This is a genomic window from Campylobacter sp. BCW_4338 (assembly GCF_001763255.1).
Taxonomy (GTDB): domain Bacteria; phylum Campylobacterota; class Campylobacteria; order Campylobacterales; family Campylobacteraceae; genus Campylobacter_D; species Campylobacter_D jejuni.
Window position 1 is genome coordinate 41,411 of record NZ_MJYJ01000041.1, and the last position, 23,769, is coordinate 65,179.

General features: G+C 30.5%; 23 protein-coding genes and 2 pseudogenes. 12 read left to right on the forward strand and 13 right to left on the reverse strand.

Annotation, left to right across the window (positions count from 1 at the left end; genetic code table 11):
* Positions 1-6: 6 nt before the first annotated feature.
* From serS to der, 4 genes are read right to left on the reverse strand one after another with little or no spacing between them, the layout of a single operon-like run.
* A complete protein-coding gene (gene serS / locus AJN69_RS04155; protein WP_070252413.1) occupies positions 7-1,242 on the reverse strand; it encodes a serine--tRNA ligase in 1,236 nt (411 codons plus the stop codon).
* A 10-nt stretch (positions 1,243-1,252) separates the two neighbouring features.
* A complete protein-coding gene (trpS, locus tag AJN69_RS04160) occupies positions 1,253-2,212 on the reverse strand; it encodes a tryptophan--tRNA ligase (protein ID WP_070287890.1) in 960 nt (319 codons plus the stop codon).
* Positions 2,209-2,706, reverse strand: coding sequence for a shikimate kinase (locus tag AJN69_RS04165; protein WP_079264319.1), 498 nt, complete (start codon positions 2,704-2,706; stop codon positions 2,209-2,211). Before AJN69_RS04165 ends, trpS begins: the two co-directional genes overlap by 4 nt.
* Positions 2,693-4,075 (reverse strand): ribosome biogenesis GTPase Der, encoded by a 1,383-nt coding sequence (gene der, locus AJN69_RS04170; RefSeq protein WP_070287893.1) that lies wholly within the window; start codon positions 4,073-4,075, stop codon positions 2,693-2,695. The genes AJN69_RS04165 and der overlap by 14 nt, the downstream gene beginning before the upstream one ends.
* 101 nt (positions 4,076-4,176) lie before the next feature.
* Between der and AJN69_RS04175 the strand changes: the two genes are divergently transcribed.
* The 7 genes and pseudogenes from AJN69_RS04175 (at position 4,177) to AJN69_RS04205 (ending at position 8,977) form a co-directional block, all read left to right on the forward strand.
* Positions 4,177-5,109 (forward strand): DMT family transporter, encoded by a 933-nt coding sequence (locus AJN69_RS04175; RefSeq protein WP_002877515.1) that lies wholly within the window; start codon positions 4,177-4,179, stop codon positions 5,107-5,109.
* Positions 5,106-5,921 carry a 3-deoxy-8-phosphooctulonate synthase gene (kdsA, locus tag AJN69_RS04180; protein ID WP_002854449.1) on the forward strand — a complete coding sequence of 272 codons (816 nt, stop codon included), beginning with the start codon at positions 5,106-5,108 and terminating at the stop codon, positions 5,919-5,921. The genes AJN69_RS04175 and kdsA overlap by 4 nt, the downstream gene beginning before the upstream one ends.
* Positions 5,918-6,382 carry a 6,7-dimethyl-8-ribityllumazine synthase gene (gene ribE / locus AJN69_RS04185; RefSeq protein WP_002854278.1) on the forward strand — a complete coding sequence of 155 codons (465 nt, stop codon included), beginning with the start codon at positions 5,918-5,920 and terminating at the stop codon, positions 6,380-6,382. Before kdsA ends, ribE begins: the two co-directional genes overlap by 4 nt.
* On the forward strand, positions 6,382-6,780 hold the full coding sequence (gene nusB, locus AJN69_RS04190) for a transcription antitermination factor NusB (protein ID WP_002854405.1): 399 nt from the start codon (positions 6,382-6,384) through the stop codon (positions 6,778-6,780). The genes ribE and nusB overlap by 1 nt, the downstream gene beginning before the upstream one ends.
* Positions 6,777-7,454: pseudogene (pyrF, locus tag AJN69_RS04195) on the forward strand (orotidine-5'-phosphate decarboxylase); the annotation flags it as partial. The gene nusB and the pseudogene pyrF, both read left to right, overlap by 4 nt.
* Before the next feature lie 57 nt (positions 7,455-7,511).
* Entirely contained in the window at positions 7,512-8,405 is an 894-nt protein-coding gene (msrP, locus tag AJN69_RS04200) for a protein-methionine-sulfoxide reductase catalytic subunit MsrP (RefSeq protein WP_070287894.1), read from the forward strand.
* Positions 8,405-8,977, forward strand: coding sequence for a sulfite oxidase heme-binding subunit YedZ (locus AJN69_RS04205; RefSeq protein WP_053872455.1), 573 nt, complete (start codon positions 8,405-8,407; stop codon positions 8,975-8,977). Before msrP ends, AJN69_RS04205 begins: the two co-directional genes overlap by 1 nt.
* Here AJN69_RS04205 and AJN69_RS04210 read toward each other — a convergent pair.
* The 8 genes from AJN69_RS04210 to rpsU form a co-directional block, all read right to left on the reverse strand.
* Complete coding sequence (locus AJN69_RS04210) at positions 8,942-10,654, reverse strand: ATP-binding protein (protein WP_002861139.1); 1,713 nt, start codon at positions 10,652-10,654, stop codon at positions 8,942-8,944. The genes AJN69_RS04205 and AJN69_RS04210 overlap by 36 nt on opposite strands.
* Positions 10,654-11,478, reverse strand: coding sequence for a hypothetical protein (locus AJN69_RS04215; protein ID WP_070210142.1), 825 nt, complete (start codon positions 11,476-11,478; stop codon positions 10,654-10,656). Before AJN69_RS04215 ends, AJN69_RS04210 begins: the two co-directional genes overlap by 1 nt.
* A 10-nt stretch (positions 11,479-11,488) precedes the next feature.
* Entirely contained in the window at positions 11,489-11,965 is a 477-nt protein-coding gene (locus tag AJN69_RS04220; RefSeq protein WP_002933969.1) for a hypothetical protein, read from the reverse strand.
* An 8-nt stretch (positions 11,966-11,973) separates the two neighbouring features.
* The gene (locus tag AJN69_RS04225) at positions 11,974-12,465 is read right to left on the reverse strand and encodes a YajQ family cyclic di-GMP-binding protein (RefSeq protein ID WP_002933971.1); all 492 of its coding nucleotides are present in this window, start codon (positions 12,463-12,465) and stop codon (positions 11,974-11,976) included.
* On the reverse strand, positions 12,455-13,390 hold the full coding sequence (locus AJN69_RS04230) for a D-2-hydroxyacid dehydrogenase (RefSeq protein ID WP_070210141.1): 936 nt from the start codon (positions 13,388-13,390) through the stop codon (positions 12,455-12,457). Before AJN69_RS04230 ends, AJN69_RS04225 begins: the two co-directional genes overlap by 11 nt.
* A gap of 3 nt (positions 13,391-13,393) precedes the next feature.
* Positions 13,394-14,563, reverse strand: a complete 1,170-nt coding sequence (locus tag AJN69_RS04235) for a glutathionylspermidine synthase family protein (RefSeq protein ID WP_002831077.1) — start codon at positions 14,561-14,563, stop codon at positions 13,394-13,396.
* Between the two features lie 9 nt (positions 14,564-14,572).
* A complete protein-coding gene (locus tag AJN69_RS04240) occupies positions 14,573-15,178 on the reverse strand; it encodes a UPF0323 family lipoprotein (protein WP_044778507.1) in 606 nt (201 codons plus the stop codon).
* A 115-nt stretch (positions 15,179-15,293) separates the two neighbouring features.
* Complete coding sequence (gene rpsU / locus AJN69_RS04245; RefSeq protein WP_002780697.1) at positions 15,294-15,506, reverse strand: 30S ribosomal protein S21; 213 nt, start codon at positions 15,504-15,506, stop codon at positions 15,294-15,296.
* 158 nt (positions 15,507-15,664) lie between these two features.
* On the opposite strand from rpsU, the pseudogene ccoG reads away from it, so the two are divergent.
* The 5 genes and pseudogenes from ccoG to cmeC all read left to right on the forward strand — a co-directional run bounded on the left by ccoG (position 15,665) and on the right by cmeC (position 23,452).
* Positions 15,665-17,042, forward strand: a pseudogene (gene ccoG / locus AJN69_RS04250) (cytochrome c oxidase accessory protein CcoG).
* The gene (cmeR, locus tag AJN69_RS04255; RefSeq protein WP_002861132.1) at positions 17,029-17,661 is read left to right on the forward strand and encodes a multidrug efflux system transcriptional regulator CmeR; all 633 of its coding nucleotides are present in this window, start codon (positions 17,029-17,031) and stop codon (positions 17,659-17,661) included. The pseudogene ccoG and the gene cmeR overlap by 14 nt, the downstream one beginning before the upstream one ends.
* Before the next feature lie 94 nt (positions 17,662-17,755).
* Positions 17,756-18,859, forward strand: a complete 1,104-nt coding sequence (gene cmeA, locus AJN69_RS04260) for a multidrug efflux RND transporter periplasmic adaptor subunit CmeA (protein ID WP_044778501.1) — start codon at positions 17,756-17,758, stop codon at positions 18,857-18,859.
* Entirely contained in the window at positions 18,859-21,981 is a 3,123-nt protein-coding gene (gene cmeB, locus AJN69_RS04265) for a multidrug efflux RND transporter permease subunit CmeB (RefSeq protein ID WP_002861130.1), read from the forward strand. The genes cmeA and cmeB overlap by 1 nt, the downstream gene beginning before the upstream one ends.
* A complete protein-coding gene (gene cmeC / locus AJN69_RS04270; protein WP_070287896.1) occupies positions 21,974-23,452 on the forward strand; it encodes a multidrug efflux transporter outer membrane subunit CmeC in 1,479 nt (492 codons plus the stop codon). Before cmeB ends, cmeC begins: the two co-directional genes overlap by 8 nt.
* A 22-nt stretch (positions 23,453-23,474) precedes the next feature.
* On the opposite strand, the gene cmeU is transcribed toward cmeC, so the two are convergent.
* The gene (gene cmeU / locus AJN69_RS04275) at positions 23,475-23,726 is read right to left on the reverse strand and encodes a CmeU family protein (RefSeq protein WP_070287899.1); all 252 of its coding nucleotides are present in this window, start codon (positions 23,724-23,726) and stop codon (positions 23,475-23,477) included.
* Between the last annotated feature and the right edge of the window lie 43 nt (positions 23,727-23,769).

Consider the following 23,769-nt stretch of genomic DNA (forward strand, 5'->3'; position numbering starts at 1 on the left):
TACTCTTTAAAAATATTTTTTCAAAGCATCAGGAATATGAATTTTTCCTTCTTTATCTTGATAATTTTCCATAATCGCTACCAAAGTTCTTCCTACCGCTAAAGATGAGCCATTAAGAGTGTGAACGAGTTCATTTTTTCCTTGTTCATTTTTATAGCGAATTTTAGCGCGTCTTGCTTGAAAATCACGACAATTTGAAACCGAGCTGATCTCACGATATTTATTTTGTCCTGGAAGCCACACTTCAAGATCCACAGTTTTTGCTGCACTAAAACCCAAATCTCCAGTGCAAAGCATCAAATGTCTATGCGCTAAACCTAAAGAACTCAGTAAATCACTTGCACACTCAAGCATTTCATTAAACACGCTATCACTTTGCTCAGGTTTAGTGATACTTACAAGCTCTACTTTTTCAAACTGGTGTTGTCTTATAATACCTCTTGTATCACGCCCTGCACTGCCTGCTTCTTTTCTAAAACAAGCACTATAACAAGTCATTTTTATCGGTAAAGTTTCACTCGCTAAAATTTCTCCACTATAAAGATTGGTTACTGGAATTTCAGAAGTTGAGATCAAATATAAATCCTCATCATCTACTTTATACATATCTTCTTTAAATTTTGGCAACTGACCTGTCCCAAACATAGTAGCACCATTTACCAAAAAAGGCACATTAACAAATTCAAATCCACGACTTCTATTAAAATCTATCATATAATTTACCAAAGCACGGCTTAATAAAGCTCCTTCGTTTTTAAGTACACAAAAACGACTTTGTGAAATTTTTACCCCACGCACAAAATCAAGCCAATTTAAACTCTCACCCAATTCAAAATGTTCTTTTGGAATAAAATCAAAGCTAGGCGGATTTAATATTTTTTTAAGCTCCACATTTTCATCTTCATCTTCACCCACAGGCACAGACTCATCAGGAATATTTGGGATGGCATGAGCGATTTCTTCAAGCTCATTTTCTAAAGCATTTACTTTAGCGCTTTGCTCATTAATTTTGCTTTTATTTTCGCTTAATTTTGCTTTTAAATTTTCTTTGTCTTCGGCTGTAGCAAGCTCTTTGCTGAATTTATTTTGAAAAGCTTGAAATTCTTCTAAAGCTGTTTTTTCTTTTTTTAAACTTGCAAAAAGTTCAGCAAGTTTTTTTAAGATATTTTCATCAACTTTTTTATTTTTTAACTTTTTAGCCACTTCATCAAAATTATTTTGCAAATTTTTTAAATCTAGCATTTTCTACTCCTTAAAATCCGATTTTTTCATAAATTTTTTGCATTTTTTCTTGGGCGATTTTTCTTGCTTTTGTCGCACCAAAATCTAAAATTTCTTTCAAATGCAAAGGCTTTTCTAAAAGCTCATTGTATTTTTCTCTCGCTTCTTTAAAATAAGCATTTACAAGCTCGTTTAAATACATTTTAAAATGTCCATAACCCTCACCACCTTTTTCATAGCGTATTTGTAATTCTTTTTGCCCTGCTTCATCTAAAAAAAGCTTTGCGATTTTAAAAACATTGCAGATTTTAAAATCTTTTGGATCTTCTAAAGCGGTACTATCTGTAACTATGGAAGAAATTTGTTTTTTTAAGGTTTTTTCACTGCTAAAAATATCTATAGTATTTTGATAAGATTTACTCATTTTTGCTCCATCAGTGCCTACAACTACAGCTACTTCTTCATTAACTTTAGCCTCTGGAAGGGTAAAAATTTCTCCCCATTCATTATTAACTTTTAAAGCAATATCGCGTGCGATTTCAACATGTTGGATTTGATCTTTTCCTACAGGGACAATTTGTGTATCAAAAAGTAAAATATCAGCTGCCATTAAAACAGGATAAGAAAAAAGCCCATGTGAAGCACTAAGCCCCTTGGCAACTTTATCCTTGTAACTATGCGCACGCTCTAATAAACCCATAGGAGTAAATTGCGATAAAATCCAATAAAGCTCCATAACTTCCTTAACATCACTTTGCAACCAAAAAACGCTCTTTTGCGGATCTATACCAAGGCTTAAAAAAGCCGCAGCAGCTTTTAAGGAATTTTGTTGAATTTTTTCTCCATCTTGAGAAGAAGTCATGGCATGATAATTAGCAATAAACATAAACATTTGGCTTTTTTCTTGTGCATCTACCATTTGCTTAATCGCACCAAAATAATTACCTATATGCAAATCGCCACTTGGCTGAAGGCCTGTTAATACTCTCATTTTACCACCTTTTTAATCTCGCTTAAAAGCTCATCTATATTTTTATTTTCTATATTTAAAATAAAATTTGCCTTTAGTTCATACTTGCTTAAACGCTCATTATATAATTTTTTTGCTTTAATTTCATCATAAAATAAAGGTCTTTTAGAAATTTCATCTTTGTCTAAACGCTTTTTTAAATATTCAAAACTTGCTTTTAAATAAATACAAAAACCTACTTTTTCTAAATTTGAAACATTAACAAAACCCCCGCCTGTAGCAATACAAGTTTTCTCACAAGAACTAAAAAAATCAGCCATTTTTTGCTCTTGTTCTCTAAAAAAAATCTCGCCTTTTTGTGCGAAAATTTCACTGATTTTTTGATTAAATTTTTGTTCTATTAAAAAATCACTATCTAAAAAAACAAGATCTAAATCCTTAGCCAAAGCTCTTGCTAAAGTGCTTTTTCCAGAACCCATAAATCCTATAAAAACGATATTTTTAGCTTTCATCATTTTCTTTACTGCCCTTTTTACGCGAAGCAATCACTAAAGGCACACCTTCGAAATTAAATTCTTTTCTGATTTGATTTTGTAAATAACGCTTATAGCTAAAATGCAAGGCCTTAGGACGATTCATAATAAGTGCAATTTTTGGCGGTGCTAAGTCATATTGTACTGCATAATAAATTTTAACCAATTTCCCATAATCATGCGGCAAAGGATGTGCTCTTGTGGCATTTTCTATCAAAGTATTAAGCTTAGAAGTTTGGATTTTTTGAGTGAAATTTTCAAAAATTTGCAAAATTTTATCGAGTAAAACATGCACCCTTTTTCCACTTAAAGCTGATACACTAATCACAGGTGCGTAAGCTAGAAATTTAAAACGATCAAGACGCAATTCTTTTACAGTCTTATCAAAATCCATCTCACTTTTATCCCATTTATTTAAAACAATAATCACACCCAAATAATGCTTAGCCACAAGCCCAGCAATGCGTTCATCAAGCTCGTTAAAGCCCTCATGCGCATCTAAAACCAAAAGTGCTATTTGAGAATGAGATAAAATTTTTTCCGTGCGATTTAGGGCAAAGCGCTCGAGTCCTTGAATTTTACCCCTTTTTCTAATACCTGCAGTATCAACAAATTCTATCACTTTATCTTTATAAACTATACTTTCATTAACAGGATCTATAGTAGTTCCTGCGATAGAACTTACAACACTGCGTTCTTGCTTAACCAAAGCGTTTAAAAGACTTGATTTTCCAACATTTACACGCCCTACAATACCCACTCTTATATGATTTTGATCGACTTCTTTAAATTGAAATTCTTTTCCTTCTTCATAATGTTCTAAAAAATCTTCTAAATTTTCTTCTTCATCAGGGATTAAAAACTCTTCATGTAAGAATTTTTCAAGCCATTCATAAAGTTCATCTAAGCCTACATTATGGGTTACTGAAAGATTAAAAATTTCCTTTACGCCAAAATTTGCAAACTCCCAAGCCCTTTCTTCATCTTTTTTATTATCTACTTTATTAATCACTAAGGCTATAGGTTTTCCAAGTTTTTTTAAAGAATAAAAAAACTGTCTATCCTCATCATCAGGCGCTAATTTTCCATCAACTAGATAAAGTATGATATCGCTTTCTTTGGCTACTTTTAAAGTGTTTTTTTTCACATTTTTAAAAAGTTCATCACTTTCATCAAGCCCTCCACTATCAATAAGCATGGCTTTTTTTGAATGAATATGAATTTCTGTTTTATTTGTATCTCTAGTTGTACCTGAAATATCACTTGTAATAGCTATTCTTTGTCTTGCCATTCTATTAAAAAGACTTGATTTACCAACATTTGGCTTACCTATAAGTATGATGCTTTGCATTTTTTTCCTAGAAAATTATATTTTTAAAATTATATAAAATTTGGCTTAATATTAAGCAAAAAAAGACTAGAATTAACCCAGATTTTAGTCAAGGAAAAAAAATGCTAAAAGTAATCAAGCATAATTTAGGAATTTATTTCATGATTTTAGCATGTTTGGACTTTGCACTTATGGGAGCTTGTGCAAAAATTCTTAGCAAGGAAATGAGTTCTATAGAAATTATGTTTTTTAGAAATATTATAGGAATTTTTTTCATAGTCTATCTTTTAAAACGATCTAAGGCACATAAAGAAGGGGGACATTTTTGGCTCTTGGTATTTCGTGGAGTAGTAGGCACGCTTTCACTATATATGTTTTTCTATAATGTTTCAAATATTACACTAGGTGGAGCTTTTGCTTTTCAAAAAACTGCTCCTATTTTTATTACTTTAATAGCTTTTGTTGTTTTTAAAGAAAATATTGGCATCAAAGGCTGGATAGGAATTTTAATAGCATTTGGTGGAGTACTTTTAATCGCTCAGCCTTGGGCTCATAATTTAAATCATTCAGGCTTTGATTTAAAAAATTCAGTTATAGGTATCACGAGTGGATTTTTAGCTGCTTTAGCTCTTACAAGTGTAAGAGAACTTAGAAAATCTTACACTACAGAACAAATTGCCTTTTCTTTTATCCTTTTAGGAACCTTAATGCCTTTAATTTCTATGATCAGTGCTGAATTTTTTGAACCACAGCATCTTGATTCTTTACATTTAGATTTCATTCTAGCACCTTTTGTGATGCCAAGTCTTACAGCTTGGCTTATCATTGCCATTATGGGAACTTTAGGCACCATTTATCAAATTCATGTCACTAAAGCTTATGGTATCGCTAAACAAGCAGGAGTAGTTGCTGGAGTTAGTTATCTTGATGTGGTATTTAGTATGATAGTTGGGATAATTTTAGGAGATAATTTACCAAGTACTATGGTTTTTTTAGGTATAATAGGCATTATTTTTGGTGGATTAATTTTAGTTAAGAACAAAGGAAAAAAATGAAAAAAATGATACTCATTGCTGGTCCTTGTGTGATAGAAAGCAAAGATTTGATTTTTAAAGTTGCCGAACAATTAAAAAATTTTAATGAAAACCCAAATATAGAATTTTATTTCAAATCAAGTTTTGATAAGGCCAATCGCACAAGTATTAATTCTTTTAGAGGTCCTGGTCTTGAAGAAGGATTAAAAATTTTACAAAGCGTAAAAGATGAATTTGGCATGAAAATCTTAACCGATATACACGAAAGCAATCAAGCAAACCCTGTAAGTGAAGTAGCTGATGTCTTGCAAATTCCTGCTTTTTTATGTCGTCAAACCGATTTACTTGTAGCCGCAGCAAAAACTAAGGCAAAAGTTAATATCAAAAAAGGACAATTTTTAAACCCAAGCGATATCAAATACAGCGTTAAAAAAGTTCTACAAACCCGTGGTATAGAAGATGAAGGCTATGAAGCTGCTCAAAAAAATGGTGTTTTTGTAGCTGAAAGAGGAGCTAGCTTTGGCTATGGAAATCTAGTAGTAGATATGCGTTCTTTAGTTATCATGCGTGAATTTGCTCCAGTTATTTTTGATGCTACCCATAGTGTACAAATGCCAGGGGCTGCAGGTGGAAGTAGCGGAGGGAAAAGCGAATTTGTAGAACCTTTAGCAAGAGCGGCAGCAGCCGTAGGCATAGATGGCTTTTTCTTTGAAACACATATTAATCCTTGCGAGGCTTTATGCGATGGACCTAATATGCTTAATCTTACACGCCTTAAAAATTGCGTTAATACATTACTAGAAATACAAAATATCATAAAGGAAAACAAATGAACATTATTGAAGGAAAATTAAATTTAGACTCAAATACAAAAATTGCTATCATTAATGCAAGATTTAATCATATCATCACAGATCGCCTTGTAGAAGGAGCAAAAGATGCTTTTTTAAGACACGGAGGCAAAGAGGAAAATCTAAGCCTTATACTTGTTCCTGGTGCTTTTGAACTTCCGTATGCGTTAAAAAAAGCTATAGAAAGCAAAAAATTTGATGCAATTTGTTGCGTAGGCGCAGTAATTCGTGGCTCAACTCCGCATTTTGACTATGTTTCAGCAGAAACCACCAAAGGCATAGCCAATGTGAGTTTAAATCATAATATCCCTGTAAGCTTTGGTGTTTTAACTACAGATACAATAGAACAAGCCATAGAAAGAGCTGGAAGCAAAGCAGGCAATAAAGGCTTTGAAGCTATGACAACTGTAATCGAGATGTTAAATTTAAGCAAGGAGCTTTAATGGCAACGCGTCATCAAGTTCGCCAAAGCGTCATCTCCTTACTTTATGCTTTTGAATTAAATTCTCAAAACAACGTTTTTGTAGATGAAATTTTAGATGAAAAAAAAATACGCAATGAACAAAAAAATTTTACTTTAAATTTATATCATGGAATTTTAGACAATTTAAACAATATTGATGAAACCTTAAATTCATTTCTAAATGATAATCAAATTACAGCTTTAGGACATGTAGAAAGAGCTATACTAAGACTTGGAGCTTATGAGTTACTTTTTACCGATACTCCTAGCGCCATTGTTATCAATGAGGCTATAGAACTTGCTAAAGAACTTGCTAATGATAATTCTCCAAAATTTATAAATGGAGTTTTAGATGCCTTGATAAAGGCTAAAAAATGAAGCTTTGTGTCGCACTTGATCTTTCTACAAAAGAAGAATGCTTGCAACTTGCTAAAGAATTAAAAAATTTAGACATATGGTTAAAAGTAGGTTTAAGAGCATATTTAAGAGATGGTTTTAAATTCATAGAAGAACTTAAAAAAGTTGATGATTTTAAAATATTTCTTGATCTTAAAATTCATGATATTCCCAACACTATGGCAGATGCTTGCGAAGAAATATCAAAACTTGGTGTTGATATGATCAATATCCACGCAAGTGCTGGAAAAATAGCTATGCAAGAAGTTATGACACGGCTTAGCAAATTTTCAAAAAGACCTTTAGTTTTAGCAGTTTCTGCTCTTACGAGTTTTGATGAAGAAAATTTCTTTAGTATTTATAGACAAAAAATCGAAGAAGCTGTAATTAATTTTTCAAAAATATCCTATGAAAATGGACTTGATGGTATGGTATGCTCTGTTTTTGAAAGTAAAATCATCAAAGAACACACTCAAAGAAATTTCCTAACTCTCACTCCAGGAATTCGTCCATTTGGAGAGAAAAATGATGATCAAAAACGCGTCGCTAATTTAACAATGGCTAAAGAAAATTTAAGCGATTTTATAGTAGTTGGACGCCCTATTTATAAAGATAATAACCCTAGAAAAATTTGCGAAAAAATTCTACAAGAAATTTAATAATCATTATCCTTGTTATGTTTTAATAATAAAAATTTTTAACAAGGAAAAATTATGATTATAACCCCTGAGAATTTATATAAAAAAAGAAGAGATTTTTTAAAACTTGGAGCAGGTGCTTTAATAAGTTCAAGCGTGCTTGCTTCTAAATTATCTGCTTTAAATTTCACAAGCGATACTAATCCAAACAAACTTGAAATCAGCGATGAAGAACTGGCTACAAATTATGTCAATTTTTATGAATTTTCAACAGATAAAAAAAAGGCTGTATCATTGGCACAAAATTTCAATACTCAAAATTGGAAAATCGATATCAGTGGAGAAATAGAAAAACCTTTAACTTTAAGCATGGAGGATATTTTAAAATTCCCGCTAGAAGAAAGAATTTATCGTTTTCGCTGTGTTGAAACTTGGTCTATGGTGGTACCTTGGGTAGGCTTTGAATTGCGTCGTTTGATTGAAATGGCAAAACCTACAAGCGAGGCAAAATTTGTTAAATTCACCACTCTTTTAGATAAGAGCCAATTTCCCGATCAAGACGCTTTATTTCCAACTATAGACTATCCTTATGTAGAAGGACTTCGCATGGATGAAGCTATGCATCCTCTTACCTTGCTTGCAGTAGGAATGTATAAAAAAGCCTTAAAGCCTCAAAATGGCGCTCCAATACGCCTTGTTGTCCCTTGGAAATATGGCTTTAAAAGTATTAAATCCATAGTTAAAATAGAATTTACCAAAGAACAGCCTAAATCCACTTGGGAAAGTTACGCTCCAAACGAATATGGTTTTTATGCCAATGTCAATCCTAATGTCTCTCATCCTAGATGGTCTCAAGCTAACGAGAGGGCTTTAGGAGACTTCTTTACCAAGCCTACTTTAATGTTTAATGACTATGAAAAAGAAGTAGCAAGTTTATATAAAAACATGGACTTGAAAGTGAATTTTTAATGCAGACAAAATACTTTAAATTTCTTGCTTATTTTAGCTTTATCATAAGTTTAATCTATGGCTTTTATCGCATCATAAAAGCCTTTGATTTTGTAAAAGAAGCCTATATTTACACCGGAATATTTGCTTTGATCTTTTTAAATTTAAGTCTTTTATTTTCTTTGCTTAAATTTAAAAAAACAAAAAATTATCCTAAAATTTTAGGTATTTTTGCAGCTTTTTGGGCGATTTTGCACTTTTTAAATTATTTTATTTTTGATAGAAATGCTCAAATTTTAAGGCTTTTCGATGATATTTCACATCGTTTATTAGAAGCAAGTGGATTTATCGCATTTTTAATCATATTTTTAATGCTTTTAAGTTCTTTTAAAATCTTTAAAAAACTTAGTAAAATCAGAAAACTAGGATATTTATGCTTAGTTTTGGCAAGTTATCATTATTTTTTAACCCCAAAAATTCCTATGTTTTGGGAATGGAGTGCTTTAATTATAGCTTTGTTTTATTTTATAGTTCGCTATACAAAAACATTAAAAAAGTTAAAATCCAACAATCTTACTTTTATCAAAACTTGAATTTAATTCTTTTTGTATGCTTTCTATAAAATCTTGCATTTTAAAAACCCCATCTTGTGATACAGCTACTTTCAAAGCTGTATTCTTCACCACCATTAAAATTTGTGCTCCACTTAATTCATAATTTGATAAAATATTTATATCAAAATCTTTTTCAAATAATGCTTTTTTAGGTAGAAATTTTTCCCAAATTTTAAGCCTATCTTTAAAATCAGGTTTTTTAAATTCTATCTTATAATCAAATCTTCTTGAAAATGCACTATCTAAGCTTTCTAAAAAATTTGTCGTAGCGATAATCACACCACTAAAACGCTCAATTTGCTCTAAGAATATATTTTGCATTTGATTATGCATTTTATCACTACCACTACTTCCATCTACACGCGTACTTAAAAACTGATCGGCTTCATTGAGAAGTAAAATAGGACTTTGTTTGCAAGTTTGCACGATATTTTTATAAGTATCAAAAATTTTTCTTACATTTTGTTCACTCTCTCCAACCCATTTGCTCAAAATTTTAGAACAGTCAAAACTAAGAACAGATTTTTTCATTGATTTAGCCATAGCTAAAGCTGACATAGTTTTTCCAGTACCAGCAGGACCATAAAAAATAATTTTAGCTTCTATATTTTTATTACTCTTTATACCCCAAGAATGAAGTCTTTCTAGGACTTTTTTATCTTGTTGTTTTAAAATATTTTCTAAAAGCTCTTTTGTATTTTCAGGCATAATAATATCATTGATGTCAGTGCTTGGTTCTATAAGCTCGAAAATATCTTGATCTTTTAAAACACTTTCAATTTTGATTTTTTTACTTTGTTTTGGTTCAAAATTTATAATTCTTTGTAAAATTTCATCAATAATAAAAAAACTTTTAGAAATATCTCCAAAAGCATTTAAATATTCATCATACTCGATTAAGTTTAAAAGAGGAGCATTTTCTTGTAATAGTTTTTTATTTTTATGCCTTTCTAAATCATTTTCACTGATTAAAGAAAGTAAAGAATTCATTTCTCTAGAAATCGAACTTTCATTACTTAAGGCGTATTCTTCTTTTAAAAGTGCTAGAAAAATAATTTGTTCTTTATGTTCAAGATTGTATTCTTTAAAAATATCAGCCAATACATTATAAAATTTACTTTTTTTTAATCTTTCTTTGATATGTTTTTCATAAAGTTTAATTTGATTTTTTATTTCACTATTATAAGCACTTTTTTGTATAAAACTTAATCTTTCGTATAATTGAATACGCACAAATTCATCTTTTAAATATTCTAAATAATCTGCATAAGCCTCTTGTTTCTCAAAGTTTAAACGAGGTTTTGCTTCTAAAAATTCTAAAAAATATTCACTTAGACTAAGCTCACTTTGCAATAAGGCAAGAGTTAATGTTTGAGTTTTATTATTTTCTAAACTTTTAAAAAAACTCGAATTTTGATTTACAAAACCTCTTTCGATAAGTTTTTTTAAATCCTCCAAAGCATCAAGATAAAGATACTTATCATTTCCAAAAATTGTCGATAATAAAGTAAAGGCATTGATAGAAGAAATAGAAACGACATAATTTCTACAAAGTTCTCTAAGAATCAAAGCCTCATTTTTAGCACACTTAAGCTCTTTATAAATTTGAGTATCTTCTATATTTTTTAAACTTAAAAAATTTTTTAATTTTTCCATTATTTTTTAAATTCCTTAAGCTCATCTTCGTTAAATTCTACGCAAATATTTTCATCTAAAAAATGACCTTCAAAAGGTAGATAACAAATTTTTAGTTTTCCATTATTAAACAAAAAATTATTATTAAATTGTAGATTTTGCAGATCTTCAAAACACTCATCACATGTATTTTTAAGCTTCTCATGTAAAAGATTTTGAAATTTTTGATTTTCAGTATTATACAAATCATTTAGTTTTACAAATGCGTGAGCATTAATATCATAAACAAAATTATTTAACTCTAAAATAGCACGACTCATACCATCTTCATAAAAATAATACCATTCTTCAAAACTAATTTTTCCATCTTGTAAAAAAATAGGTTTTTGGCGAATTTGTTCAAAACTAAATACACCCTTATGAACAGGATGAAATTCTTTAAAATCATCATTAAAACCTATAAAATCAAGACTACGCTTTATACGAATGCCATCTTGCGTTTCAACAAGTTCTAAAGTAGTTGTTCCTAAATTTTCTCCTTGAAAATTTTTATTATCATATGTAAGCATTTTAGAAGAATTGATTTTATATTTTTTACGCTCATCCTGCCAAAAATCATTTGTCTTAACGAGCGGAATCTCTAAATTTCCATTTATATCATCAATAATTAAAAAACTAGAACTTGTTTGATTTTTATCCCTGTCAAAAAGTGGAGTCATAGGTGCATTATCATAAACTATGGCAAAAATTTCTTTATCTTGCAAATGATAAAAATACAATTCACCTTTATAAACTTGTGCTAAAGCTAGATTGACAAAGCAAAATACCAGTAAAAAAAATTTCAAACTCTATCCTTCAATTTTGAATATGCGTTAAGATAATTTTAGTATGTGAAATTTTATCAAAAAAACTTACTTTATTATCACAAACTTGATAAAAAATTTCATAATTTTTTGCTTTTAAATTTTGTTCAAAACCACAATCAGTTTTTTCTAAATTTCTACCCTGCCATAAAGCATTTGCCTTTAAAACATCACTTAAAATATCATCATAATATACATTTTTAAAAAATTTTTGATTAAACACTTTTTTATCATAACACACTGCATTGATGCAAATTTTATCCTTGATTTTGAGTTCAAAAAAAGCTTGCCCTAGTTTATAAACTTCTAAATTTAAAGCATTATTTTCTTTTTTTAAAAAAGCTGCATCATTGATTTTTATCATAGGAGAAGCAATCAAAACCATCAAGCTTTGACTTGAAAAATTTTGATTTTTCACACTACAAGCACAAAGAAAAAAAACAAAACATAGAGCTAAACAATGTTTCAAATTTAACCTTATTTGAGATTTTTAAAACTGACATTTAACTCTAAATCAAGCTCTTTTACAAGCTTCATCACAGCTTGTAAATCATCGATTTGTTTTGCTACAACACGAATTTCTTCACCACGAATCGAAGAGTTAACTTTAAGCTTGCTATCTTTAATAGCTTTATTGATTTTTTTAGCATTTTCACTATCAATAGCATCGTTTGCTTTCAAATTTAAACGAAACATTGCTCCACTTTCACGAGAAAGCTCTTTAATAGCATTAGGATTAATTCCTCTTTTGATAAGTTTAGAAATCACTATATCTTTTAGAACATCAAGTTTTCCTTCACTAGAAGAACTGAGTTTAAAAATACTCTCTTTTTCGCTTAAATCAATCTCACACTTAATTCCTTTTAAGTCATAACGACTATCAAGTTCTTTTTTAGCTTGTTCAAAAGCATTTTTTAACTCTTGCTTATCTAAAGCTGCTGAAATATCAAAACTATGTTCACTTGCCATTTTCTATCCATTCTTTTAAATTATTATAAACTATATCCATTAAAGCATTTAAAGCTTCCTTACTCGCCCATGCAACATGAGGGGTGATAATAAGATTTTCTTTATTTTTAATGCTTAAAAGCGGATGATTTTTCATCATAGGTTCAATTTCTAAAACATCGAGCCCTACACGAATATTTTTTTCATCTATGATTTTAGCTAAATCATTTTCATTGACAATCCCACCTCTTCCTATATTAATCAAAATCGCATTATCTTTTAAAATCTTTAATTCTTCAAAGGTGAGTAAATTTTTAGTTTTTTCATTTAAAGGTGCATGGATACTTATAATATCACAAGTTTTTAATAAATCTTTTAATTCTAAATGTATAAAATCTGCGTTTTTATTAGCTCCACTCGTAGAACAATAATAAATTTCAGCTCCAAAAGCCTTTGAAATTTTTGCCACTTCTTTACCTATAGTTCCTAAGCCTATAATACCATGTTTTTTACCGCTTAAGGTATTTAAAATTCTGCTATAATCTGTAAAAATAGGACTTTCACACCATTTACCCTCTTTACTCCATTTGTCATAATAAAGCACTTGATTTAAAAAAGCAAACATAAACGCAAAAGTATGTTGCACAACGCTCATAGTAGAATACCCAGCAGCATTTTTTACAATAATACCTTTTTCTTTAGCATACTCAATATCGATATTATTAACCCCTGTAGCAGTTTCTAAAATGAGTTTTAAATTTTTACAAGCATCAATCACATCTTTATCAATTACAACCTTGTTTGTCATGGCGACATTAGCATCTTTTAAACGCTCTATGGTTTGCTCTTTATTTGTTGTAGTATAAATTTGTAAAGAACCAAATTTTTCAAAAACACTTAAATCATAATCCCCTAAAGTTGCCGCATCTAAACAAACAATTTTCATTTTTCAATCCTTTATAATATGTCCTACAAATTTAGAATAATTATCAAGCACAAGACCACCTTTTCTAAATCCTAAGCCACACCCTTCATAGGCAAAGAAAACACCTGCTTGATAGTATTCGTTTTCACATGAATTAAACTCTACATATTCTTGATAAATAGCCTTATTATTCCCATAAGGACCTACATTTTCATGCAAAGTTTTTCCATCTTTAATTATACTTATATTTGCGCCTTCTCTACCAAAAACAGGTTTTTTAACATAATTTTTACCCTCTAAAGGAGTATCTTTTGTTTCTAAAAGTAATGGATGATTTGGATAAAGCTCCCATAAAATTTTTAAAATTCCCTTAGATTGAAATAAAAGCGTATAAGCAGGATTTAAAATAATCGCTCTTTGATTACGCATGATCTGAGTTAAAAGCATAGCAAGTTCACCCTCTTCTATAGCTATATCCTCCCAAGGAATAAGCTTAAACCAATACTCATAATTTTCACCCTCTTTAAAAATTCCTTCTTCACTAAATTCTACCTCATCTACAAAGGAAAAATTAGTTTGAAAACCTGCTTCATTGGCTATATGAGAAAGTAATTTTGTAGTGATTTCTTCTTCTTTGCTTCCTGCAACACTTGAAAAAAGAATTTTCCATCCTTGATAATGCTCTTCAAACCCTTCAACACTTTCATCAAGGGTAATAAGTCTTTTAAAATTATCCATCAAACTTTCATAAATGCTGTTAAATTGTGCGCTTTCATCCATTCCATTTTGTTTTAAAAGCGCCCATTGTAAAATCGCACTTTCAAAAAGAGCAGTAGGGGTATCAGCATTAAATTCTATAAGTTTTATAGGCTTACCATCAAGTCCACCCGCTAAATCAAAACGCCCATATAAATGCCAATGAACCTCATTTTCCCAACTCATCTTAATCGCATCAATAAGATTAAAAGGAATTCCAAGCTCATCAAAACGATCATTATCAATCACTTCTTGCGCTGCAGCAATAAACATATCATAAAGCTCATTTACCGCTTCATAATAAGCATTAGCTTCACTTTCCTTAACACAAACTAACTTATTGCTAATATAATCACTTCCATCTTCATCTGTATGCCAAGAAAAACCTATATTTTCTAAATAATCTTTTTGAAGTTTGTCTACTTGTAATAATTGCATTATTTATCCTTAAGAACCAAAAGAAGAACTAGAACTTGCAGCTTTAGAGCCTCCACCAAAAAAGCCTGATTTTTTAGCGCTTGAGGTAGAACTCGTTGAGCCTGCTTTATTAAAACTATTCACACTTCTTTGATAAGCACTTTGATTTGAAAAAGCACCGCGTTGTTGATTAGCAAAATTTTGATTATTGAAAAGTTTTGAACCTATCCAACTTCCCAAAATAGCACCTGCAGCACTTGCAAGTAAAGTTTCTCCTAAACTCAATCCTCCGCTACTGATTTGTCCATTGTCTTTAGTTAAATTTGAAGTTCCATTATCAATTTTAGCTGCTTCTTCTTTAATCAAAGCATCCATTTCTTCTTTAGATAAAATTCTTTCTGTACCATTAAGATCTTTTAAAACTACCCTTGTTTCATCACTTGGATATTGATCTTTGATTTTATACTGCCCTGGAGCTGTTTCTTCGATAATTACAAAAGCTCCTTGAGCATTAGCTGCTTGATTTAAAGTATCTGCATTGTCATTATTACTTCCACAACCTGCTAAAGCACCTCCAGCAACAGCTGCTAAACCACCTATCATACCAATTTGAATGATTTTTTTGATTTTTTTCATAAGTTTATCCTAAAAACAGAAAATCTAGATTAGAAATTTTAACAAAAAATAATAAATACTTTTTAATACCAAATGAAGTTTGCAGATATAAAAAAAGCCCTTTCGGGCTTTTGGGTTAGAGTCTTGACTCGTAGCGTCTAAGCATATAAAGTCTTTTAAGCATTTTTTTGCGTGCTGAAATTTTTTGTTTTTTGCGAATTTCAGTCATAGGCTCGAAAAATCTTCTTGCTCTTACTTCAGTTACAACTAGATTTCTATCTACTTGTTTTTTGAATTTACGATACGCTTCATCAAAAGACTCGTTAGGATGCACCTTGATTCCTGGCACAGTCCTCACCACCTTTCTGTGTAAATTTTTGTTGTGAAATATAATTATAAAACACTTCTTATTAATTCTAACTTAGAAAGCATTTAAAAATTGTTTTAGTTTTTATCAGCTATAATCCTTAGTTACAAAGTGCTAAAAATTATAATTAAGGTCTAAAAATGCAAGGACACATTACAAACTATACAAAAAAACGATATTTTATATATTTAATTGCAAGTATTGTCATATTTGCTCTACCTTTCATAAGAATTAATGAAAATCATTTTTTTCTTTTAAGTTTTGATCACTCTAAATTAAACCTATTTTTTATTTCTTTTTCAACACAAGAATTTTATCTCATGCCTTTTATTCTTATATTTCTTTTTTTATTTATTTTTTTTATTACAACTTTAGGTGGAAGAATTTGGTGTGCTTGGAGTTGTCCACAAACAATTTTTAGAGTTATATATAGAGATATCATACAAACTAAAATTCTTAAAATTCGCAAAAATATCAATAACAAACAAAAAGAATATGAGGGACAATATTTTAAAAAATTTCTTGGAGTAATAATTTTTTATTTTATATCTTTAGTTGCTGTTAGTAATTTACTTTGGTACTTTATTCCTCCTGAAGATTTTTTCAATTATATTCAAAATCCTGGTGAGCATCTACTTTTACTTGGAGTTTTATTTTGTGCTAGCTTACTTTTTACTTTGGATATTACCTATTTACAAGAAAAATTTTGTATTTATGTCTGTCCTTATGCAAGAATACAATCTGTAATGTTTGATCATGATACAATGCAAGTGATCTACGATGAAAAACGCGGGGGTTTGATTTATGATGGACACATCAAACTTCATAAAAAACCGCCTGAAGGAGAATGCATAGGTTGTGAAGCCTGTGTTAGCATCTGTCCAACTCATATTGACATACGCAAAGGAATGCAACTTGAATGTATTAATTGTCTTGAATGTGCCGATGCTTGTTCTAAGGTACAAAGCAAATTTAATCGTCCAAGTTTGATCAATTGGACAAGTGCAAAAGCTATTGAAACGCGTTCTAAGGTTCATTATTTAAGATTTAGAACGATAGCATATTTTATAGTTCTTTTAATTGCTTTATTGGCTTTAATTATCATGGGAAGCAAAAAAGAAAGCATGCTTTTAAATATCAATCGTAGTAGTGAATTATATAATATTTCAAATGTTAAAGGTAAATTAGTCATTTCAAATGCTTATACCTTTTTGTTTCAAAATACAGATTCTAAACCTCATGAATATTATTTTACAGCAAATTTAGAAGGAATAAATGATGGAATTGAAATCATAAGACCAAACAAACCTTTTAAATTAAAAGCAGGAGAACAAGTTAAAAAAATAGTTGTTATCAAAGCTACAAAAAATTTAGCAAACAACGATAAAAAAGATGTAATCTTTCCTTTACATATAAAAGCTTATGCAAAAGATAATGAAAAAATTTCGGTTTTTAGAAAAAGTATATTTGTATACCCCAAAAACACTCTTACAAAGGATAAAAAATGAACTCAAATAGAACACCATCACAAAAAGTTTTAGCTAGACAAGAGAAAATCAAAGCAGTGGCCTTAGAGCTTTTTTTAACAAAAGGTTACCAAGAAACAAGTTTGAGTGATATTATTAAATTATCCGGAGGATCTTATTCTAATATTTATAATAGTTTTAAAAGCAAAGAAGGATTATTCTTTGAAATTTTAGATGACATATGTAAAAAACATTTTCATCTTATTTATTCCAAAACACAAGAAATTGAAAATGGTACTTTAAAAGAAATTTTAACTTCTTTTGGTTTAACTTTTATAGAAATTTTTAATCAACCAGAAGCTGTAGCTTTTGGTAAAATTGTTTATTCTCAAGTTTATGATAAAGATAGACACCTTGCTAATTGGATAGAAAACAATCAACAAAATTTTTCCTATAACATACTTATGGATTTTTTTAAGCAACAAAATAATTCTTATATGAAAAAAAACGCAGAAAAACTTGCTGTTCTTTTTTGCACTATGTTAAAAGAACCTTATCATCATCTTAATGTTTTAATTAATGCTCCTTTGAAAAATAAAAAAGAACAAAAAGAACATGTTGAATTTGTTGTAAACGTTTTTCTAAATGGGATCAATGGCTCCAAAGCTTAAAAAATAATTTTATTAACCAAAATTAAGATATAATTAGCCAAAAATTTTTGTAATAAATATTACAATTTTTAATTTAATTTTTCAAGGTAAAACCATGAAATTATTTCAAAACAATACTATTTTAGCTTTAAGTGTTGTGCTTTTACTCACTGCTTGTAGCAAAGAAGAAGCACCAAAAATACAAATGCCGCCTCAACCTGTAACGACAATGAGTGCTAAATCTGAAGATTTGCCACTTAGTTTTACTTATCCTGCTAAACTTGTCAGTGATTATGATGTTATTATAAAACCTCAAGTTAGTGGCGTAATAGTAAATAAACTTTTTAAGGCTGGAGATAAGGTAAAAAAAGGACAGACATTATTTATTGTAGAGCAAGATAAATTTAAAGCTAGCGTTGATTCAGCTTACGGACAAGCTTTAATGGCTAAGGCAACTTTTGAAAACGCGAGCAAGGATTTTAATCGTTCCAAGGCTCTTTTTAGCAAAAATGCAATCTCTCAAAAAGAATACGACTCTTCTCTTGCTACATTTAATAATGCAAAAGCTAGTCTAACAACTGCTAGAGCACAACTTGCAAATGCAAGAATTGATCTAGATCATACCGAAATAAAAGCTCCTTTTGATGGTACTATAGGAGATGCTTTAGTTAATATAGGGGATTATGTAAGTGCTTCAACAACTGAACTAGTTAGAGTTACAAATTTAAATCCTATTTACGCAGATTTCTTTATTTCAGATACAGATAAACTAAATTTAGTCCGCAATACTCAAAGCGGAAAATGGGATTTAGACAGCATTCATGCAAATTTAAATCTTAATGGAGAAACCGTTCAAGGCAAACTTTATTTTATTGATTCCGTTATAGATGCTAATAGTGGAACAGTAAAAGCCAAAGCTGTATTTGATAACAACAACTCAACACTTTTACCGGGTGCTTTTGCAACAATTACTTCAGAAGGTTTTATACAAAAAAATGGCTTTAAAGTGCCTCAAATAGCTATTAAACAAGATCAAAATGATGTTTATGTTCTTCTTGTTAAAAATGGAAAAGTAGAAAAATCTTCTGTACATATAAGCTACCAAAACAATGAATACGCTATCATTGACAAAGGATTACAAAATGGCGATAAAATCATTTTAGATAACTTTAAAAAAATTCAAGTTGGTAGCGAAGTTAAAGAAATTGGAGCACAATAATGTTTTCTAAATTTTTTATCGAAAGACCTGTTTTTGCTTCAGTTGTTGCAATTATCATTTCTTTAGCTGGAGTCATCGGTCTTACAAATTTACCCATAGAACAATATCCTTCTTTAACTCCTCCTACGGTTAAGGTAAGCGCAACTTACACAGGAGCTGATGCACAAACCATTGCTTCAACGGTTGCAAGTCCTATCGAAGATGCAATCAATGGTGCAGATAATATGATTTATATGGATTCAACTTCAAGTTCTTCAGGAACTATGAGTTTGACTGTTTATTTTGATATCGGCACAGATCCCGATCAAGCCACTATAGATGTTAATAATAGAATTTCAGCTGCAACTGCAAAAATGCCAGATGCAGTTAAAAAACTTGGAGTAACTGTTAGAAAAACTTCTTCAGCAACACTTGCTGCAATTTCTATGTATTCAAATGATGGTTCAATGAGTGCAGTGGATGTATACAACTACATCGCTTTAAATGTTTTAGATGAGTTAAAAAGGGTTCCGGGAGTTGGGGATGCAAACGCTATAGGAAATCGTAATTATTCTTTAAGAATTTGGCTAAAACCTGATTTATTAAATAAATTTGGAATCACAGCTACTGATGTAATTTCTGCGGTTAATGACCAAAATGCTCAATACGCAACTGGTAAAATTGGCGAAGAGCCCGTAACTCAAAAATCCCCTTATGTTTATTCAATCACTATGCAAGGAAGACTACAAAATCCTAGCGAATTTGAAAATATTATTTTAAGAACAAATGATGATGGATCATTTTTAAGACTTAAAGATATAGCTGATGTAGAAATAGGATCACAGCAATACAGCTCACAAGGACGATTAAATGGCAATGATGCAGTTCCGATTATAATCAATCTTCAATCAGGGGCAAACGCATTGCATACAGCAGAACTTGTCCAGGCTAAAATGCAAGAACTTTCAAAAAATTTCCCAAAAGGTTTAACATATAAAATTCCTTACGACACAACAAAATTTGTGATAGAATCAATCAAAGAAGTAATTAAAACTTTTGTTGAAGCTCTAATTTTAGTTATCATTGTTATGTATATGTTCTTAAAGAATTTCCGTGCAACGCTTATTCCTATGATAGCAGTACCTGTTTCATTATTAGGAACTTTTGCTGGACTTTATGTTTTAGGCTTTAGTATTAACTTGCTTACGCTTTTTGCCTTGATTTTAGCTATAGGGATTGTTGTAGATGATGCGATTATAGTTGTGGAAAATATCGATAGGATTTTACACGAAAATGAACAAATAAGCGTAAAAGATGCTGCTATCCAAGCGATGCAAGAAGTTAGCTCTCCGGTTATTTCAATTGTTCTTGTACTTTGTGCTGTTTTTATACCCGTTTCTTTTATATCAGGTTTTGTTGGAGAAATTCAAAGACAATTTGCCCTTACCTTAGCAATATCTGTAGCCATATCAGGTTTTGTTGCTCTTACTTTAACACCTTCTTTATGTGCACTCTTTTTACGACGTAATGAAGGAGAGCCATTTAAATTTGTAAAGAAATTTAATGATTTTTTTGATTGGAGTACTTCTGTATTTAGCACAGGAGTAGCATATATTTTAAAAAGAACCATTCGCTTTGTTTTAATTTTTTGTATTATGCTTGGAGCAATTTTTTATCTTTATAAAGCTGTACCAAGCTCTTTAGTTCCTGAAGAAGATCAAGGTTTGATGATTGGCATTATTAATCTTCCTTCGGCTTCAGCACTTCATAGAACAATCTCAGAAGTTGATCATATAAGTCAAGAAGTTTTAAAAACCAATGGAATTAAAGATGCAATGGCTATGATAGGATTTGATCTTTTTACAAGCTCATTAAAAGAAAACGCTGCTGCAATGTTTATAGGCTTGCAAGATTGGAAAGATAGAAATGTGAGTGCTGATGAAATCGCCATGGAACTTAATAAAAAATTTGCTTTTGATCGCAACGCTTCAAGTATATTTATAGGCCTACCTCCTATACCTGGATTAAGCATCACAGGTGGTTTTGAAATGTATGTTCAAAACAAAAGTGGAAAAAGTTATGATGAAATACAAAAAGATGTAAATAAACTTGTTGCTGTAGCCAACCAAAGAAAAGAACTATCAAGAGTAAGAACAACCCTTGATACAACTTTCCCTCAATACAAGCTTATAATTGATAGAGATAAATTAAAACACTACAATCTTAACATGCAAGATGTTTTTAACACAATGAATGCAACTATAGGCACTTATTATGTTAATGATTTTTCTATGTTAGGCAAAAACTTCCAAGTAAATATCCGTGCAAAAGGTGATTTTAGAAATACACAAGATGCATTAAAAAATATTTTTGTAAGATCAAACGATGGAAAAATGATACCACTTGATTCTTTCTTAACTTTACAAAGAAGTTCAGGGCCTGATGATGTAAAACGATTCAACCTTTTCCCAGCGGCACAAGTTCAAGGTCAACCCGCACCAGGTTATACTTCAGGTCAAGCTATAGAAGCGATCGCTCAAGTAGCAAAAGAAACTTTAGGGGATGATTATTCCATAGCTTGGAGTGGATCAGCCTATCAAGAAGTTTCTAGCAAAGGAACAGCAAGCTATGCTTTTGCTTTAGGGATGATATTTGTCTTCTTAATTCTAGCTGCCCAATATGAAAGATGGCTTATACCTTTAGCAGTTGTAACAGCTGTGCCTTTTGCGGTATTTGGATCATTTTTATTGGTATATTTAAGAGGATTTAGCAATGATATATATTTTCAAACAGGACTTTTGCTCTTGATTGGACTTTCAGCTAAAAATGCTATCTTGATCGTAGAATTTGCAATGGAAGAGCGCTTTAAAAAAGGCAAAGGAGTTTTTGAAGCAGCTGTTGCAGCAGCAAAACTTCGTTTTCGTCCTATCATAATGACTTCTTTGGCATTTACTTTTGGGGTCTTGCCAATGATTTTCGCAACAGGAGCAGGAAGTGCTTCAAGACACTCTTTAGGAACAGGGCTTATTGGTGGAATGATCGCAGCATCAACTTTAGCGATATTCTTTGTGCCTTTATTTTTCTATCTTTTAGAAAATTTTAATGAATGGCTAGATAAAAAAAGAGGTAAGGTTCATGAATAAAATAATTTCAATTAGCGCTATAGCAAGTTTTACTCTTTTGATTTCAGCTTGCTCTTTAAGTCCAAATTTAAATATTCCCGAAGCAAACTATAGCATTGATAATAAGTTTGGAGCCTTATCCTGGGAAAAAGAAAACAATAGCTCTATCACAAAAAATTGGTGGAAAGATTTTGATGATGAAAATTTAAATAAAGTGGTTGATTTAGCACTTAAAAATAATAATGATTTAAAACTTGCCTTCATACACATGGAACAAGCTGCTGCTCAATTAGGTATAGATTTTAGCAGTTTGTTGCCAAAATTTGATGGTAGCGCAAGCGGTAATCGTTCAAAAACAGCTATAAATGCTCCAAGCAATCGAACCGGGGAAGTAAGTTACGGTAATGATTTTAAAATGGGGCTTAATTTAAGCTATGAAATCGATCTTTGGGGAAAATATCGCGATACATATCGCGCCTCAAAATCAGGCTTTAAAGCAAGTGAGTATGATTATGAAGCTGCAAGACTTTCTGTTATTTCAAATACGGTTCAAACTTATTTCAATCTTGTAAATGCTTATGAAAATGAAAATGCTCTTAAAGAAGCCTATGAATCTGCAAAAGAAATTTATAGGATTAATGATGAAAAATTTCAAGTTGGCGCTGTAGGTGAATATGAACTTGCTCAAGCAAGAGCAAACTTAGAAAGTATAGCTTTGCAATATAATGAAGCAAAATTAAATAAAGAAAATTACCTTAAAGCTTTAAAAATTTTAACTTCAAATGATTTAAATGACATACTTTACAAAAATCAAAACTATCAAGTTTTTAATCTTAAAGAATTTGACATTCCAACTGGAATTTCAAGTACCATCTTGCTTCAACGTCCAGATATTGCCTCTTCTTTAGAAAAATTAACTCAGCAAAATTATCTTATTGGAGTATCTCGCACGGCTTTCTTGCCTAGCCTTTCTTTAACAGGATTATTGGGATTTGAAAGCGGGGATTTAGATACCTTGGTTAAAGGAGGTTCTAAAACTTGGAATATAGGTGGAAACTTTACTCTGCCTATTTTTCATTGGGGTGAAATTTACCAAAATATAAATTTAGCCAAGCTTAGTAAAGATGAAGCTTTTGTAAATTATCAAAATACCTTGATTACTGCTTTTGGAGAAATTCGCTATGCTTTAGTAGCTAGAAAAACTATACGCTTACAATACGATAATGCACAAGCAAGCGAACAATCTTACAAAAGAATCTATGAAATTGCTAAAGAACGCTATGATATAGGAGAAATGTCTTTGCAAGATTATTTAGAGTCACGTCAAAATTGGCTTAATGCTGCGGTTGCTTTTAATAATACTAAATATTCTTATGCTAATTCCATAGTAGATGTAATCAAAGCATTTGGTGGAGGATTTGAGCAAAGCGAAGATACAGGCAAAAATATAAAAGAAGAATCAAAAAATTTAGATATGTCTTTTAGAGAATAGTTTGTTCTATTCTCTAAATAAATTAAAAATCTTTGTCTAAATCTGCATCTATAATTTCATAAGCCTTGTAAATAGCAGGCAATAATTTTCTTATAGCATAATCAAAATGATAAAATTGCCTATATACCTCTTCTGGATTTAAATTTTTAGCATTCTTAAAATCAAATACTTCAGTATTATTGATTTTAGCAATATTTTCATCAAAATAAGAGTAAAACTTTGCTCTTTGTTTAAACAAAACATTTAAATTTTGAACAATTTTGGCTTTATCCATTTTATATCCTTTTTAAATAATTTAAAAACTTAATCCCATTTTT

Coding starts and splice junctions, on each gene's coding strand:
- serS (WP_070252413.1), bottom strand. CDS start 1,242: ATGCTAGATTTAAAAAATTTGCAAAATAATTTTGATGAAGTGGCTAAA.
- trpS (WP_070287890.1), bottom strand. CDS start 2,212: ATGAGAGTATTAACAGGCCTTCAGCCAAGTGGCGATTTGCATATAGGT.
- AJN69_RS04165 (WP_079264319.1), bottom strand. CDS start 2,706: ATGATGAAAGCTAAAAATATCGTTTTTATAGGATTTATGGGTTCTGGA.
- der (WP_070287893.1), bottom strand. CDS start 4,075: ATGCAAAGCATCATACTTATAGGTAAGCCAAATGTTGGTAAATCAAGT.
- AJN69_RS04175 (WP_002877515.1), top strand. CDS start 4,177: ATGCTAAAAGTAATCAAGCATAATTTAGGAATTTATTTCATGATTTTA.
- kdsA (WP_002854449.1), top strand. CDS start 5,106: ATGAAAAAAATGATACTCATTGCTGGTCCTTGTGTGATAGAAAGCAAA.
- ribE (WP_002854278.1), top strand. CDS start 5,918: ATGAACATTATTGAAGGAAAATTAAATTTAGACTCAAATACAAAAATT.
- nusB (WP_002854405.1), top strand. CDS start 6,382: ATGGCAACGCGTCATCAAGTTCGCCAAAGCGTCATCTCCTTACTTTAT.
- msrP (WP_070287894.1), top strand. CDS start 7,512: ATGATTATAACCCCTGAGAATTTATATAAAAAAAGAAGAGATTTTTTA.
- AJN69_RS04205 (WP_053872455.1), top strand. CDS start 8,405: ATGCAGACAAAATACTTTAAATTTCTTGCTTATTTTAGCTTTATCATA.
- AJN69_RS04210 (WP_002861139.1), bottom strand. CDS start 10,654: ATGGAAAAATTAAAAAATTTTTTAAGTTTAAAAAATATAGAAGATACT.
- AJN69_RS04225 (WP_002933971.1), bottom strand. CDS start 12,465: ATGGCAAGTGAACATAGTTTTGATATTTCAGCAGCTTTAGATAAGCAA.
- AJN69_RS04230 (WP_070210141.1), bottom strand. CDS start 13,390: ATGAAAATTGTTTGTTTAGATGCGGCAACTTTAGGGGATTATGATTTA.
- AJN69_RS04235 (WP_002831077.1), bottom strand. CDS start 14,563: ATGCAATTATTACAAGTAGACAAACTTCAAAAAGATTATTTAGAAAAT.
- AJN69_RS04240 (WP_044778507.1), bottom strand. CDS start 15,178: ATGAAAAAAATCAAAAAAATCATTCAAATTGGTATGATAGGTGGTTTA.
- cmeR (WP_002861132.1), top strand. CDS start 17,029: ATGAACTCAAATAGAACACCATCACAAAAAGTTTTAGCTAGACAAGAG.
- cmeA (WP_044778501.1), top strand. CDS start 17,756: ATGAAATTATTTCAAAACAATACTATTTTAGCTTTAAGTGTTGTGCTT.
- cmeB (WP_002861130.1), top strand. CDS start 18,859: ATGTTTTCTAAATTTTTTATCGAAAGACCTGTTTTTGCTTCAGTTGTT.
- cmeC (WP_070287896.1), top strand. CDS start 21,974: ATGAATAAAATAATTTCAATTAGCGCTATAGCAAGTTTTACTCTTTTG.
- cmeU (WP_070287899.1), bottom strand. CDS start 23,726: ATGGATAAAGCCAAAATTGTTCAAAATTTAAATGTTTTGTTTAAACAA.